We start from the raw sequence: 15,415 nt of genomic DNA, 5'->3' as shown, positions 1-15,415 counted from the left end.
AGGGGGAGAAAAGATGGGGTACCAGATCATGTTTTACGGGGGCCTAGCCGGTGCCCTGATTACTCTCGCCATTTCGATTGTCCTTTTTGTAAAAATGGAAATCGCCCAGGTTTTCACGGATTTAACCGGGATTCAGTTTCGGAAAAAGCGCCGTCGAATAGATGAGGAATCTAGGGAAAAGCATACAAAGGAAATCATGCTGAAAAAGCAGTATGCGGAATCAGCGGCAGCGGAGGAAACAGAGCTTTTGGAAGTGGCGGAAACGGTACTGGCTGGGGAAATCGAGGAGACAACTTTGTTGATGGAAGAGACTACGCTTTTAGTAGAAGAAACGACACTTTTGGTAGAAAATGAGTTTATCAAAGAAGTAGATGTAGTGATTGTGCATTCCAACACGGTCATCTAGAGGGGATAGGAAAATGTCGGAAATAGCAAACAGAAAATCGCTGATTTGGGTATTAGCGTGCGGATTGTTGCTCTTGTCTGTGCTGTTTTTTAGCACAAACGCGTTTTCATTGGATGGAGCCAAACGTTTAGTTGTCTTTAACGGCGATCAATGGGATATGGAATCGGACAAGCAGCCCAACTGGTACACAAATGGAAATTCTGTATCCTTCCAGATTGATTTAACGGAGGATTTTAAAAACAGTCAGCCGGAACGGGCGGAAAGGCCGTTTGAGGTTAGCGCATCTTACCCGGGTGCCGCGGTGAAGCCGGAAATTACCGAGGTGAAAGACGCAGAAAAAGGGTTTCAAGGTGAATACACGGTAACCATTCCCTTGCCTGCGGACAGCAAGGACGGGGATTTGGACGTGACGGTTGAGATGGTAAAGAAAAACACGTGGAAAATTCCTGAACATACGAGCACGTTTACGATTAAACGGGATACAACCAAGCCGGTTGTCGACGTTCAAACGGAGTTTCAGGACGGTGATTTTTCAGACGGCGGGTTTACGGAAAAGCCGGTCACGATGACGGTCAAAGTCGACGACGCTCACTTTGATCCTTCGAAGGATACGATTTCGGTTGTCAAAGATGATATAGCCTTAAGTTCGTCACCTGAATGGAAGGATGGTCAAACGACTTTGACATTCGAGCAAATCGGTGATTATGAAGTGACTGTTGTTGCTGCGGATGAGGCAGGAAACAAGAGTGAAGCGAAAAAGGTGACCTTTGGGATTTGGGATAAGGGTCCGCGCTTAACGATTGTGAATAGCAGGGAAAATGGCTCTTATAATGAGCCGGTTCAGTTGAAGGTCAGTGATGATTTTAAGATTTGGGATGCCACTGCGGTGGTAGAGAAGGACGGGGAAACGACGACAAAATCCTTCGACGAACGCGGGAAGACTGCCACTCTTGAGCTTTCGGAACAAGGGGTTTATAAAGTAAAGGTCACGGTGAGGGATCGAAAAAATCCTGTCGGTCTCGACCTCGGTGAAACCACGTTTACCATTGATACCACGAAGCCGGAGCTAAGCTTTACCGGTGTGGAAGATCAGGGCAGCGACAAAAAGCCGCGGAAATTTGGAATCGATGTGAAGGATCCGAATTTGGATGAGGATTCTGTGCTGCTGAAGGTGACTCATGATAGCGGTAAGGATAAAACGTTTGCGGGCAAAGAAGCGTATACAGAGCACAGCCTTACTGAGGACGGGGTCTACAGCCTTGAGCTGTCGGCGGCCGATAAAGCTGGAAACAAAGCAACGAAGACGATTACGTTTACCATTGACCAAACGGCGCCGGTGTTGGACATTTCGGATGTTCCCGGGTATATCAATGGGGCGAAAGAGGTTATTTTTACTGCCCAGGATTTGACACTTGATGTGGGTAAAATCAATTTAAAAGTATTGAAAGATGGGGCTGCTTACGAAGAGCCGATTTCATTTGTTGAGTCGGGCCGCGCGGCGGTAGCCAAGCATACGTTTAAAGTCGAGGGCAAATATGAGTTGAGCCTCAATGCAACGGATCGATTAGGAAATGCCTCTTCTGAAAAAACAGCGGCGTTTACGATTGATCTTACCGCCCCAGTTGTGACAATTTCCACAGTGGAAGACGGGGCTAAATATGATAAGGATCAAAACGTGAAAATCTCCGTTCAAGATCCGTATTTGGAACAATACGATGTAGCTGTGAAGAAGGACGGAAAGGCGTATGCGATCAAACCGCTGGTCCTTGACGGCGATACTGCCACGACGGAACATCAATTTGACGAAGACGGAGTTTATGAAATCACGGTAACCTCCAAGGATAAGGCAGATAATGAAAAAACGGTCACCAAGACGTTTACGATTGATAAAAACGGTCCGTCGATTCACTTTTCCGATAATGTCGCACCGGGAGAGCACTACAATACTGATAAAACGGTCACCGTTTCGGTTGATGATTATACATTTGACCCGCAAAGGACGACGGTGAAAGTCTTGAAAAATGGGGAGGATGTCACGAAGAAAATCATCGGCGATTGGACATTGTCGGATCAATTTAAGTGGATTCTTCGCGGCGAGATGGAGCTTCCGTTTACGGAGGAAGGCGATTATGACATCACCGTCACCTCAGGAGATATTTTTGGAAAAACCAGCCGCAATCAGCTTTCGTTTGTGATCGATAAAACAGCGCCGGAAATCGCGTTGTCAGGAATCAATGAGGGGGCCTTCGTGCAAAAAGGCGAAGTGACGATTGGCGTGGATGAGACGCATTTTCAAACAGATGACGTGACGGTCACGGTTGGGGACAAAAAGCTGACGTTCAAAAATACGGGTGTTCACTCTGAAGTGAAAATTCCGTTCACGACGGATGGAGATTACGTTATTAAGGTTGAAGCGGAGGACAAAGCGGGCAATGTCGCTGAGGCGAAAACCTTATCATTTACGGTCGACACCATTGCACCAAAAATTAGTATTGTGAATAAGAATTCGGGTTCTGCGGTGAAGAATGATTCCTACTCCAGCAAGGATAAAGAGGTTTCTGTTGTCGTTGAGGAACATAATTTTAAAAATAATCATGTTGATGTGAATGTGAAGGAAAACGGTAAAAACTTATCCATCGGTGATTGGAAAAATAGTGGTGAGACCTCTACACTCGATTACGAATTTAAAGAGGACCATGAATATACGATTACAGTTGCGGCAGCCGACGCGGCCGGGAATAAGGGTGCTGAAAAATCGGTCACGTTTACGATTGACCATATCAATCCAGAGCTTGAGATTAGCGGGATTGAGGATGGGCAGAATTACAAGAGCAAGACCGCTGCGTTTACGGTGAAGGATACCAATATTGATTTAAGCCAAACCTCGCTGAAGGTTTCGCGGAACGGCAAGTCGTATCCGGTTGGCTGGCTGGAGTTAACTTCAAAGACAAAGGGCGAGTTAAGCTACAATTTTAAGGATGAAGGAAATTATGTCGTGAAGCTGTCGACCACGGATAAAGCAGGCCGTGATACGAGCTTGGCGCCAGTTTCATTTATTATTGACCACACGAAGCCAGTGGTAAAAGTAGACGGGGTGGACAATAATTCCTATAATCCCAAGAGCCGGAATGTGGAGATTTCGGTGGATGAAGAAAACTATTCTACCAATCAGGTGGAGTTAGCTTTTATGAAAGATGGTCAACCGTTTGGGATTGGAACAATGCCTATAAAACAGCATTCGAATCTAATCTACAATTTTTCAAAAGATGGTTTGTATTCGATTTTGATTCGTGCGGAGGATAAGGCAGGCAATGGTCCGGTTGAGGTCAAGCGTACGTTTACGATTGATAAAACGAAACCGGCGATTGAGATTACTGGCGTGGAACAGGGCGCCTATTATAACGAAGACAAGCCTGTTAAGGCAACAATTCAAGACCGGAACTTTGATATCAATAAAATCATTGTTAAGAGGGATGGACACAATTATCCTGTTGCCGGATTTGTGGTGAGCGGGGATGTAGCGTCGTTTAGCCATAATTTTAGCAAAGAGGGCGATTATCAGTTGACCGTCGATGCGACGGATAAAGCCGGGAATCATTTTAGCAAGGAAATGAAATTCACGATTGATAAAACCAAGCCGGTGATTACCCCGAAATTCAGAGGGCAGGACCGTGTGATTAAGAACGGCGCATTTATTAATGAGATTTTTACACCAGAATTTGCGCTCGATCGCCCAAGTGATGATTCGATTGTTTCGGTGGTTTTGAACGGTAAAAACATTGGAAAAAGTGCTCTGACCGCATCGAAGGAAATGGAGTATAAGTACAAGGTTGTTGCGCGGGATAAAGCCGGCAATGAAACGGAGCTGGCGATTCATTTTACCTTAGACACTTCTAAGCCGGAGCTGTCGATTACAGGTGTTTTGGATGGATTCTTTAAAAAGGAACTCGCACCGGTTGTGACGTATTCAGATGTGCATTTGGATAAGGGCAAAACATCTGTCACACTCGATGGCAGACCATATGTCAACGGCACGAAGCTGAATGAGGAGAAGGTTTATGTTCTGAAGGCGCAGGTGACCGATTTAGCGAAAAACGTTAGCTCGAGAACGATTGTGTTCACGATTGACAAGACGGCCCCGTCCATCAAGTTCAACGAGGCGATTTCCAATCAGTATTTTAAAGAGGACTTAATTCCGAAATTGCTGATTCAGGACCATAGTGCCTACGATATTATTGCGCAAACCTTGGACGGCGAAGATTATAAGTTAGGCGAGCCGATTACGTCGGAAGGGAAGCATGTTCTGTTCTTTGAGGTCAAGGATAAGGCTGGTAACATTAGGCAGATGAGTGTCGAGTTTATTCTTGATAAGACGGTGCCAGAGGTCAAATTTGATGGCGTTAAGAACGGTAAAACCTATTATGATCCGGTGAGTTTAGCGATTCATCTTGATAATCCGAAGGATGAGATAACGAATGTATGGGTGAACGGTAAGCTTTGGGATTTTGATCGTACAAAGGATGATAACGGGAACACGGTGTTATCGGATAGATTTAAGGGTATCGGCCAGTATAGGGTGAAGGTTGTTGCGGTCGATGATGCCGGTAACAAGAAAACCACAGAATTCTCATTTAAGATCGCCAAAAAGGCTGCGATTGTGAAGTTTTATGAGAATAAGCCTTTGTTTTCAGGCAGTATTGTGGGCGTATTGGCGTTGATTGGTCTGGGGGTTACGGCTGTGCTGAGGAGCCGGAAAGAGGAAGATGTAAGTGAGTAAGTTTGTTGGAGAGCCAGGCGGATGCCTGGCTTTTTGTGTTGTGATTTTGGAGGATTGAGTTGGTGTTAGTAACATAAAATGGGTCGGTTGGAATATATATCGATTCATCGATACGGATGGATCGTATATCGATACAGAAGGAATATATAAAGATATAGATGGATCGTATATCGATACAGAAGGAACAGATAAAGATACGGATGGATCGTATATCGATACAGAAGGAACAGATAAAGTTACGGACGGATCGTATATCGATACAGAAGGAACAGATAAAGTTACGGACGGATCGTATATCGATACAGAAGGAACAGATAAAGATATGGATGGATCGTATATCGATACAGAAGGAACAGATAAAGATATGGATGGATCGTATATCGATACAGAAGAAACAGATAAAGATATGGATGGATCGTATATCGATACAGAAGGAACAGATACAGAAATGGACGGATCGTATATCGATACAGAAGGAACAGATAAAGATATGGATGGATCGTATATCGATACAGATATGGATGGATCGTATATCGATACAGAAGGAACATAAAAAGATACGGACGGATCGTATATCGATACAGAAGGAACAGATAAAGATACGGATGAATCATATATCGATACGAATGGAACATAAAATTGAAAAAGCAAGGTCATATCTTTCCTAACTTATTTTATTGCGGTTGATACTGATATTTTTCCAAATCAATGCTGCCGTGCAGGCCAACTTCAACTCCCTCGCCCTCAAGCGCAAACAGTTGCTCATGATAAGATTCATCGTATCGGAGGGTGATACGGCCTTGGCCATTGATGACGCGGTGCCAGGGAAGGCAGTGTTTCCGGCTCATCGAATGGAGGATGCGCACAACTTGACGGGCTGCGCGTGGACTGCCGGCGAGCCCCGCAATCTGCCCGTAAGTCATTACTTTCCCTGCAGGAATATTTTTAATGATGCTAATCACATTTTCGGTAAATGGAGTCATGTTGATGTCCTTTCCTAATCAATTATTTTAATTTTATTTGAAATCGGAGAAATCGACAAATTTCTTGGGAAATAGCATTACGGGAGAGTCATTTCCCGGAAAATAATAGGGATTTGGCGGATTTCAGCATTTTCGAAGTGTTGTCGAATGGTGGAATGCAAAAGAATACTGATTTAATCGGTGTCCGATTTTTCAAAAAATTTCCGAAACACCTTGTCCTGATTGTGTTTTTTGTGCATAAACCCGTATCCAAGCTAATAAACTGTTACAAACCTTTACAAAGAGAGTGTTTGAGGTGAGGAATCGTTTGTGGAGGGCGTGGATTTAGTCGGGGACATGATTATTCCTAGTATGATCAGAAGGTAGATTACTTTCTGTCGCATGGTGACCCATCATAAGTAATGTCCATCCCAGATGGACAAAGTGGTGAAAATGTCCTTTTGTGGTGCCTGTCACCCATGCGGAAAGCAGAATTCGTCATTGTGATAAGCGAGTCTCATTTCACACTACTCACATCCAATTTAGGGAGGGCGAGAGTGTGCACGATTACATCAAAGAGAGAACTATCAAGATTGGAAAGTATATCGTGGAGACGAGGAAAACGGTTCGCGTTATCGCGAAAGAGTTTGGCGTATCCAAAAGTACAGTCCATAAAGATTTAACAGAGAGGCTTCCTGAAATTAATCCAGAACTTGCGAATGAAGTAAAAGAGATTTTAGATTATCATAAATCGATCCGGCACCTAAGGGGCGGGGAAGCAACGAAAATGAAGTACCAGAAAGAAGAAAGAGAAGGAGAAGCGGTGAAATAATTTTAGAGATATGCAGGACTTTTGGCGGAAGGGGGATTTGTGGCTATAGGAGTGTGCCCATATGTAAGCGCTATATTTGGAAGGAAGCTTAACGGGTTCCTTTTTCAAAAAATTCGAGGACAATTACTGTTTTCGGATTTTTTTGATTACCGACAAATAATTACATATTTTTGAGTTAAAAGTATGGAATTTTCTTTGGTTGTGATACAATAAACAATTAGAGTAGTAGGATCCGTTAAGGAGGAAAGACAAGAGAATGTTTGCTAGGGATATTGGTATTGATTTGGGTACTGCGAACGTGTTGATTCACGTGAAGGGCCGTGGAATTGTGTTGAATGAGCCTTCTGTGGTGGCGATTGACCGAAATACGAATCGCGTTTTGGCGGTTGGTGAAGAGGCGCGCCGCATGGTGGGACGTACACCTGGGAACATTGTCGCGATTCGTCCGCTAAAGGATGGCGTAATCGCTGACTTTGATGTAACTGAAGCAATGTTAAAACATTTTATTAATAAGTTGAATGTAAAAGGTTTTCTTTCGAAGCCGCGTATTTTGATTTGCTGCCCGACGAATATTACGAGCGTTGAGCAGAAGGCGATCAAGGAGGCGGCTGAAAAGAGCGGCGGCAAGAAGATTTATCTTGAAGAGGAGCCGAAGGTGGCGGCGATTGGCGCAGGGATGGATATTTTCCAGCCAAGCGGGAATATGGTCGTGGACATCGGTGGCGGTACGACGGATGTTGCCGTGCTTTCGATGGGCGATATCGTGACGTCTTCTTCGATTAAGATGGCGGGCGATAAGTTTGACATGGAGATTCTCAACCACATCAAGCGTGAGTACAAGCTGTTGATTGGGGAGCGTACGGCTGAAAATATTAAAATTAATATTGGGACGGTATTTCCTGGATCTCGTTCGGAGGAAATGGAGATTCGCGGCCGTGATATGGTCAGCGGTTTGCCACGCACGATTTCAGTTCGTTCGGAAGAGATTGAGGGGGCGCTTCGTGAGTCGGTTGCCGTGATTGTTCAGGCGGCGAAGAGTGTGCTTGAGCGGACTCCGCCAGAGTTGTCTGCGGATATTATTGACCGCGGCGTGATTTTGACGGGCGGCGGTGCATTGCTGCACGGGATTGATATGCTGCTTGCGGATGAGTTGAAGGTACCGGTATTGGTTGCGGAGAATCCAATGGACTGCGTGGCGATTGGTACGGGAATTATGTTGGATAATATTGACCGGATTCCTGGTAGGAAGCTGGGATAAGATTTTTGGTTAGAGCCTGATGACGCGTGGGTGCGTTGTTGGGCTTTTTTGTTGTGGTTTGGGGTGGTTGGAGTTTTGGTGGTAGTGGTCGGTATTTTGGGGAAAGCGGAGGGTAAATAGGTAACAGTGGTGGGTAAAGTTGCAAAACCGGTGGGTAAAGTTAAAATTTAGTGGTGTGAGGCCTGGTTTCAGGAGTTATTTTACTAGAAATGGTAATTTTGTGTTAAAAAGTGGGCTTGGATTAGTGGAATATTTGGGTATTTGGCTTTTTGAATAGGAAGTGGAGGGTATTTTGGTTTAAGTGGTGGGTCAAGTTCTGGAAGTGGAAGATAAAGTGGCAAAACAGGTGGGTAAAGTAGAAATTCAACTGGTGCGAATCTAAAATGAGTGAACGATTTTACTGAATAGGGTCACTTCCCCTTCAAGATACACAATTCGCGTTTTTTTTACAAAAGGCGACCTTTTCCACAAAAAGTTAATGAGTATTTTTAAAATATTTTTTATAATAGAGATAAGACTAGTTGAATAATTTTATAAAAACAATATTATCTGCATAATTTAGGTAATAATATGTTTTAACTCGCTAGTTTTGGGAGAAACACAAAGGGGAATTCCGATGTCCGAACAAGTGAAAACGAGGGAAGAATTTAAAAAGGAAAAAGTTGATTCGCAAAACGCGGCGGAGGAAGTACGCCCGGTGACAAAACGGGTGAGAGTGCGCCTGATTCCGATTTGGCTGCGGCTTATCCTTTTGGTGATGAGTATATTTATTTGCGTCATGGCGGGATCAGCGGTTGGCTATGGTATGCTTGGCGGCGGAAAAATTGCAGATGTTTTTAAGGAATCAACGTGGACGCATATCATCGACTTGGTTGATAAAAAATAAATCGATTGGAGGGAAGGGAGCAATCTCTTCCCTTTGTTTGTGTTTAATAGTAAAATGGATTTTAAGTAGCTAATCTTAGTAGGAGGTACTAAAAATGCTTGATATCGAACAAATTAAAGAAATTATTCCTCATCGTTATCCATTTTTGCTGGTAGACCGAATTTTGGAGGTTGAGGAAGGGAAACGGGCGATTGGGATTAAAAATGTTTCAGCGAACGAGGAGTTTTTCAACGGACATTTTCCCGATTATCCGGTCATGCCGGGTGTATTAATCGTGGAGGCACTGGCTCAGGTTGGTGCTGTTGCAATGTTGAAAAAAGAGGAAAACCGCGGCCGATTAGCATTCTTTGCGGGGATTGACGGCTGCCGTTTCAAAAAACAGGTCAAGCCTGGGGACCAGCTGCGTCTTGAGGTCGAAATCATTCGTTTACGCGGTCCAGTTGGAAAAGGAAAAGCTGTTGCGACGGTTGACGGTGAGATTGCCTGCGAAGCGGAAATTACATTTGCGCTAGGCGAGAAAAAAGAATAGTGTTTGGAGAAATGGCCGGGGGACTGGTCATTTTTTTTGTGGGTGAGTTTTGGCAGTTTCAAGTTCTAAACCACTAAACCAAAAAGCCAGGCACCAGGCCTGGCTTACACTCACTGCGGAGTCTTCATCTTAATCTTTGGTTTACTTTTCATCTTTTCCTTAAACTCAGTCAGGAGGGCTTGGCCACTCAAGCCTTTTTGAATCAAACTATCGAGCAGCAGCTCAGAATAATCGCGGCGCAGACGGCGCAGACGGCCTTCCAGCAGCACACTCATATGATTTTCAAACTTATTCAACGTACCAATCTTCGTTTGGAAAAATGCCGGTTCATTTTCAAGCTTTGTAATCACCGCTTCAACAATAATTTCGCGGCCTTCATCCTGAATCTTTTTAAAATAATCATAAAGAGACAGATCCGTATAAGCTTCCAGCAGCCAGGTCAGCTGCTCATCTTCTTTATTAATGATTAAACCATCATGTAACGGGATTTCCACCGAATTGTCATTCTCAACCACTTCCAATGACACCAACTTGAACGATTTCATTAGGTAAAACCTCCTTATAGCAGTTTGCCGCGGACTTATTCCCCCAAATCAACGTGACGAATTACTTTTCCTAAATTATAACATATGCAGAATGAAAGCAAATGTCGAAAAATATATGTCGAATCTTGCAAAAATATCTTTTCACGCCCAATACCCATCAAAAAGCCCAATTTCTCCCTAGAGAAAAACCCTTTTTTCAACCGTAGATATTCTCGAAAATGCCTTTTTCGTCATTTTACAGGGGGAGGCGGAGAGGAATATGATAAAGCCATGAAACAGAGAGGAGATGAACAAATGATCAATCAAGTCACACTTGTCGGAAGACTGACGAAGGATCCAGAGCTGAAAACAACGTCCGATGGAACCTCCGTCACACAGGTGACGCTCGCTGTAAGCCGAAATTTTCGCAACCAGAATGGAGAGATCGAAGCAGACTTTGTTTTGTGTACGCTGTGGCGGAAAGCAGCCGAAAACACCGCACAATACTGCCGGAAGGGGTCCGTCGTCGGGGTGACAGGGCGGCTGCATACCCGGAATTACGAAAAAGAAGGAAAGAGGGTGTATATAACCGAGGTGATCGGGGAGCAAATCCGCTTTCTAGGCGCCAAACCGCATGTGGATAATTCAAGCCCGAGTCCGTCTCCAACTCCAGCTCCAGCACCAAGCCAGACCCAGAGCCCGAATTCTGAACCGAGGGAAAAAAAGGAGGAAGTGCCAGTTGGAAGCTAATCATGATAGTTTAGAACAGCTCATGGAATCATTAATCAAAATGGTCGGAAAAGCCAATCAAAAAGTAGACGGCCTGCAGCGAAGGGTCATCCAGCTTGAAACCTTTATCATGGAGGAAAAAGAGCGAGGCACCATTCGCATCTACCCCGAGCAACCTCAAGAAACTGCCTCATCCACCCCCCACATCAGTTGATGGCCATGATTTCCTCACTATATAAAATCAAACATCTCTCCGATGTACCCCAAATTTCCGGCGAATTTGCCGGATTTTTATTTTTGAGGTATAAAAAAACGGCAACAGGGAACAATGTTAGCAAAACCCCCTGTTTTTTTATAAGAAGCCGCTGACATAGTTGTTCAGCGGCTTCTTCGTTTTTTGGGAAAGGTACATAGAAATGGTCCCATTGCCTGTGCTTGCCCAAAAAAGGGTATTACCGGTGATTAACGTTTGATAAGTATCGAAAGTAGGAGAAATTGTGAATAAAAACGCACAATTCCATATTTTGTTTCTAGGGTAATTGCTGGAGAAGAAGTTATTGTCATATAATGTAGATAATTGTAAGATTTGGAGTGATCATATGGATAAAAATCCGAGCAGTTCATTGAACTTTATTGGCGTCAGGCTAAGCAACCGCGAAATTATGATCAAGAGCAAGCCAGGCTTTTTCGATGCATTAACGCTTTCCAAACACCCATCTAAGAGCAGCTTCTATCAAACCATTCCTCTTGGCGATACACATTCAGTATCCATCTATTACTATAATAAAAGATTTCAATTTACCTATCAAAATCATTCATTTCAGCTTTTCGAAGGAAATCAGCAGCTCAGTGAGCAAGCCGTTTATAATATTTTAAATAATTTTATCGTAAAAGAAGGGAATAAGGCTTCCTATTTAACAAGCTTCCCAGAAGACAAGATCAGGACGGCGAAAAAGAAGAAAACTCGGGTGCTGGCGGAGAGCAAGCGGGTCGGGGAGTGAGTAGAATTTAAGAAATAAGCTAGGCATCCAGCCTAGCTTATTTTTTTGGCCAATCAAAACCCTAACTGTCCACCCCACACGCACAAAAATGCCAAAAAGTCCACGGACGGTGCCTGTCACCGCATTTGGTAATTGTCCCCTTTTGGTGAAATTTCGGCTTATATGACAAAAATGGAGGGAATTTTAATGTTTTTGTAACATTGCTGGTATATTGATTTGATATAAATAGGGAAAGGGGGAAAGAGTATGCAATTTTTTAAGCGTATGATTCTCGTAATTTTTACATTAACATTGTGTGGAACTGGTTCAATCATGACATATGCCGAGAGCAATACGGAAGCATTACATAGTGTCGAGCAGGACCTTCAGCAAAAAGCACAAGAAAAGCAATCTGTTTCAAACGAGATGACAAACATTAAGCAAGAAATGGACTCAATCTATAAATATATTTCAGCGAACAAAGAAGCGTTGTCCAAAACGCAAAACAAAATTGATGAGACCAATAAGCTCATTGAGCAGAAAAAAGAAGAAATTGTCACGGTTGAGGACAAAATCCTGGCCCGCCAAGATGTCATGAAAAAGCGGCTAGTCGCCCTTCAGCACGACAATAGTGTAAGCTTAGTGATCAAAGTTCTACTAAACGCAAAAAGCTTTGATGACTTACTACAACGTGCAAGTGCGGTCTCGGCTCTATTCAACGCTGATCAGAGCATTTTAGATGACCAGAAACATGACCTTAAACAAATTGAAGACGATAAAAAAGAGATTGATCAACAAGAGCAGGTTTTAAAAGTGGAACAAAAAAACCTAGCCAATCAGCAGGAGCAACTTAGTTTGAATCTGCAAAAAAGACAAGAAACCTTAAAAGAAATGCAAGATAAATACAGCAAAATCGATAAAGAAATGGCGCTTGCCAAAAAAGAAAAAGCAAGCATTCAAGCTGAGCTAAGAGCGGCTGAAGAAAGAGTTCGCAAGGAACAGGCAGCGGCAAAATCGAGGGCAGTAGCTGCATCGGCATCTGCAGGAAGTCAGCAAAACGATTCACAACCGACAGGCAACGGGGAAACCTTTTACGTTACCGCAACCGCCTACAGCTACTCAAGTTCAGGTGCGATTACAAGAATGGGCTACAATATTAAAGAAAACCCCTATATGAAGCTTATTGCCGTTGACCCATCTGTCATTCCATTAGGAAGCAAGGTTTGGGTAGAAGGCTACGGGGTCGCGGTCGCAGGCGATACAGGCGGCGCTATCCACGGCCACATAATCGATGTTTTAAAACCAACAAAAGCACAGGCACTAGCATGGGGCAGAAGAACCGTGAAAGTGAAAATATTAGATTAATAACCAAGAAAGAGATCAAACATACAAATTGTTTGGTCTCTTTTTTTCGAATATATAAAATTTTATTGACTTGTATTCGGTTCCAGCCCACAGTAATATTGGATATTAATTCCATAAAAGGGAGGGTGGATGATGAAAAGACAATATGATTTGGACTGGATTCGTGTGTTCGCGACGCTCGCGGTATTTCTTTACCACTGCTCGATGTTTTTTAACCCATTCCCTTGGCATGTAAAAAATAATCAACTAGATTCAGGGAGTATTTTAGTATTTTCCTTATTTATCGGGGCTTGGATCATGCCGATCTTTTTCGCGGTATCAGGAATCAGTGTGACGTATGCCTTGAAAAATCGGCCCGTGACTGCTTTTTTCAAAGAACGGTTGATTCGGCTAGGAGTGCCGCTTGTGTTTGGGGTATTCATCTTAACTCCTCACCAAATTTTTCTCGAACGAATTGCCAACCGTCAGTTTAATGGTTCATTCCTAGATTTTCTTCCCCACTATTTTGATGGGATTTATTTAGATTTTGGCGGAACAGGAAATTTCGCGTTCTTTGGACTACATCTTTGGTATTTACTCGTACTGCTCGTATTCTCCTTTCTTACGATACCTATATTTAAAAAAATTCCAATCAGCGGGAGATTTAGCCTGGTCCATTTGTGGCTGCTGCCGTTCATTCTTTTTGCATCAGGATTATTCAAAACCCAGGGGTTAGGCGGCTGGGACCTTGTATTTTATCTAATCGTCTTTATTTATGGTTATTACTATTTTTCCAGTGAAGCTTTTAAAAATAATCTTCAAGCCACAATCAAGATTCACATGACGCTTGCCTTGATTTCATCCGCTGTATACATCGTCTGGTTTATGAAGGCTTATCCTCAACCGGGATCGGTGGAGGAGATCATCTTTTTTGCTGTCCGAACGATTAATTGCTGGAGTTTGTTACTAGGCATCTTCTTCCTGGCAGACAAATATTTATCTTTTACCAATCGTTTTCTGAAGTATGCAAGTGAAGCGTCGATGCCATTTTATGTATTACATCAGCCTGTCATTGTGCTGCTTGGCTTTTTCATCCGCGACCTATCATGGCCAATACCCGTTAAGCTAATTTTTCTTATTTCCATTTCCTTTATCTTGATTATGATTGGCTATCACTTTGTTGTTCGGCGCTTGAGCCTGCTTAGGTTTTTGTTTGGGATGAAGGCGGCAAGGAGGAAAAACAAGGCCCAAGCAACGTATTCTCTGCATAAATAGGTGGAGTTCCATGTTGGAAATTTTGACTATTATTTGCAAAAAATTCCTTTATAATAGATTTAGATAGGAGCCCTACTGTATATCTGGGGTGCACCAATTTTATTAGAAGGGGGAGCATTCAATGTCGAATGATCATGAGGTTTTATTAGATAAAGGAAAACAAAATGATCCAAAAATAAAAGTGGAAAGGAAAGAGGGAGAACCAACTTCCGCTTTCAAAGGGGCTTCATGGGCAGCGCTGTTAGTAGGGGTTGCGGCTTATCTCATCGGTTTGTTTAACGCATCAATGCAACTGAACGAAAAAGGATATTACTTTGCCGTTTTAGTGTTCGGACTCTATTCCGCGGTATCTTTGCAAAAAGCAGTAAGGGATAAAGAAGAGGGAATCCCCGTTACGAATATTTATTATGGGATTAGCTGGTTTGCGATGATTGTGTCGATTTCATTAATGGTTATCGGGTTATATAATGCAGGAAGTATTGTGTTAAGTGAAAAGGGATTTTATGGGATGTCGTTTGTTCTTAGCTTATTTGCAGCCATAACCGTTCAAAAGAATATTCGAGATACACAGAGGGCAAGAGAAAGAGATTGACGACGACAGGGCACTGTCGTTTTTTTTGCTCGGCGAGGTGCTCTTGGAAAGGGAAATTGTCGATATCCTTTTGAAAAGTGTTGATATCTGGTCAAAAAGTGTTGATATCCGCTGGAAAAGTGTTGATATAGTATCGATTTGTGTTGATATCTGGCCAAAAAGTGTCGATATAATCGAAATTCATGGTGGAAAAAACCAGTCGGGGGACTGGTTTTTAGTAGTAACTGTTTATCTTTTTGCTAAATCTGCGGCTTCTTCGATAATAGACCAACAATGTCCACCCCACACGCACAAAAACAGCAAAAAGTCCACGAACGGTGC

The 15,415-nt window shown here is 43.1% G+C and carries 15 protein-coding genes; 13 read left to right on the top strand and 2 right to left on the bottom strand.

Features of this window, described 5'->3' with window-relative positions; all coding sequences use genetic code 11:
• Nucleotides 1-13: 13 nt before the first annotated feature.
• From RCG21_RS01285 to RCG21_RS01275, 3 genes are all read left to right on the top strand, one after another.
• Nucleotides 14-406: a hypothetical protein gene (locus RCG21_RS01285; protein WP_308912805.1), complete on the top strand. Its 393-nt coding sequence runs from the start codon at nt 14-16 to the stop codon at nt 404-406.
• Nucleotides 407-419: 13 nt separating this feature from the next.
• Nucleotides 420-5,183, top strand: a complete 4,764-nt coding sequence (locus RCG21_RS01280) for an Ig-like domain-containing protein (protein WP_308912804.1) — start codon at nt 420-422, stop codon at nt 5,181-5,183.
• Nucleotides 5,184-5,505: 322 nt separating this feature from the next.
• Entirely contained in the window at nt 5,506-5,736 is a 231-nt protein-coding gene (locus RCG21_RS01275; protein WP_308912803.1) for a hypothetical protein, read from the top strand.
• A 121-nt stretch (nt 5,737-5,857) separates the two neighbouring features.
• On the opposite strand, the gene RCG21_RS01270 is transcribed toward RCG21_RS01275, so the two are convergent.
• Entirely contained in the window at nt 5,858-6,166 is a 309-nt protein-coding gene (locus tag RCG21_RS01270) for an MGMT family protein (protein WP_308912802.1), read from the bottom strand.
• Between the two features lie 538 nt (nt 6,167-6,704).
• On the opposite strand from RCG21_RS01270, the gene spoIIID reads away from it, so the two are divergent.
• From spoIIID to fabZ, 4 genes are all read left to right on the top strand, one after another.
• Nucleotides 6,705-6,977, top strand: a complete 273-nt coding sequence (gene spoIIID, locus RCG21_RS01265; protein WP_026572748.1) for a sporulation transcriptional regulator SpoIIID — start codon at nt 6,705-6,707, stop codon at nt 6,975-6,977.
• A 256-nt stretch (nt 6,978-7,233) separates the two neighbouring features.
• Nucleotides 7,234-8,235: a rod shape-determining protein gene (locus tag RCG21_RS01260; protein WP_026572749.1), complete on the top strand. Its 1,002-nt coding sequence runs from the start codon at nt 7,234-7,236 to the stop codon at nt 8,233-8,235.
• A 616-nt stretch (nt 8,236-8,851) separates the two neighbouring features.
• The gene (locus RCG21_RS01255) at nt 8,852-9,121 is read left to right on the top strand and encodes a DNA-directed RNA polymerase subunit beta (protein WP_133332989.1); all 270 of its coding nucleotides are present in this window, start codon (nt 8,852-8,854) and stop codon (nt 9,119-9,121) included.
• Nucleotides 9,122-9,215: 94 nt separating this feature from the next.
• Nucleotides 9,216-9,650, top strand: a complete 435-nt coding sequence (fabZ, locus tag RCG21_RS01250) for a 3-hydroxyacyl-ACP dehydratase FabZ (protein WP_026572751.1) — start codon at nt 9,216-9,218, stop codon at nt 9,648-9,650.
• A gap of 110 nt (nt 9,651-9,760) precedes the next feature.
• On the opposite strand, the gene RCG21_RS01245 is transcribed toward fabZ, so the two are convergent.
• The gene (locus RCG21_RS01245) at nt 9,761-10,195 is read right to left on the bottom strand and encodes a YwpF family protein (RefSeq protein ID WP_133332990.1); all 435 of its coding nucleotides are present in this window, start codon (nt 10,193-10,195) and stop codon (nt 9,761-9,763) included.
• Nucleotides 10,196-10,489: 294 nt separating this feature from the next.
• On the opposite strand from RCG21_RS01245, the gene RCG21_RS01240 reads away from it, so the two are divergent.
• The 6 genes from RCG21_RS01240 (at nt 10,490) to yiaA (ending at nt 15,094) form a co-directional block, all read left to right on the top strand.
• Complete coding sequence (locus tag RCG21_RS01240; RefSeq protein WP_308912801.1) at nt 10,490-10,924, top strand: single-stranded DNA-binding protein; 435 nt, start codon at nt 10,490-10,492, stop codon at nt 10,922-10,924.
• Nucleotides 10,914-11,117 carry a hypothetical protein gene (locus RCG21_RS01235; protein ID WP_133332992.1) on the top strand — a complete coding sequence of 68 codons (204 nt, stop codon included), beginning with the start codon at nt 10,914-10,916 and terminating at the stop codon, nt 11,115-11,117. Before RCG21_RS01240 ends, RCG21_RS01235 begins: the two co-directional genes overlap by 11 nt.
• A gap of 385 nt (nt 11,118-11,502) precedes the next feature.
• On the top strand, nt 11,503-11,904 hold the full coding sequence (locus RCG21_RS01230) for a hypothetical protein (RefSeq protein ID WP_133332993.1): 402 nt from the start codon (nt 11,503-11,505) through the stop codon (nt 11,902-11,904).
• Nucleotides 11,905-12,150: 246 nt separating this feature from the next.
• Nucleotides 12,151-13,248 carry a 3D domain-containing protein gene (locus RCG21_RS01225; protein WP_308912800.1) on the top strand — a complete coding sequence of 366 codons (1,098 nt, stop codon included), beginning with the start codon at nt 12,151-12,153 and terminating at the stop codon, nt 13,246-13,248.
• 129 nt (nt 13,249-13,377) lie between these two features.
• Complete coding sequence (locus RCG21_RS01220) at nt 13,378-14,502, top strand: acyltransferase family protein (RefSeq protein ID WP_308912799.1); 1,125 nt, start codon at nt 13,378-13,380, stop codon at nt 14,500-14,502.
• Nucleotides 14,503-14,623: 121 nt separating this feature from the next.
• Nucleotides 14,624-15,094, top strand: coding sequence for an inner membrane protein YiaA (yiaA, locus tag RCG21_RS01215; RefSeq protein ID WP_198310814.1), 471 nt, complete (start codon nt 14,624-14,626; stop codon nt 15,092-15,094).
• Nucleotides 15,095-15,415: the final 321 nt, after the last annotated feature.

This window comes from Bacillus salipaludis, assembly GCF_030938565.1.
In the GTDB taxonomy this organism is placed as follows: domain Bacteria; phylum Bacillota; class Bacilli; order Bacillales; family Cytobacillaceae; genus Neobacillus; species Neobacillus salipaludis_A.
Note: the sequence above shows the minus strand (reverse complement) of the source record. Positions and strands in the feature narration are given on the sequence as shown.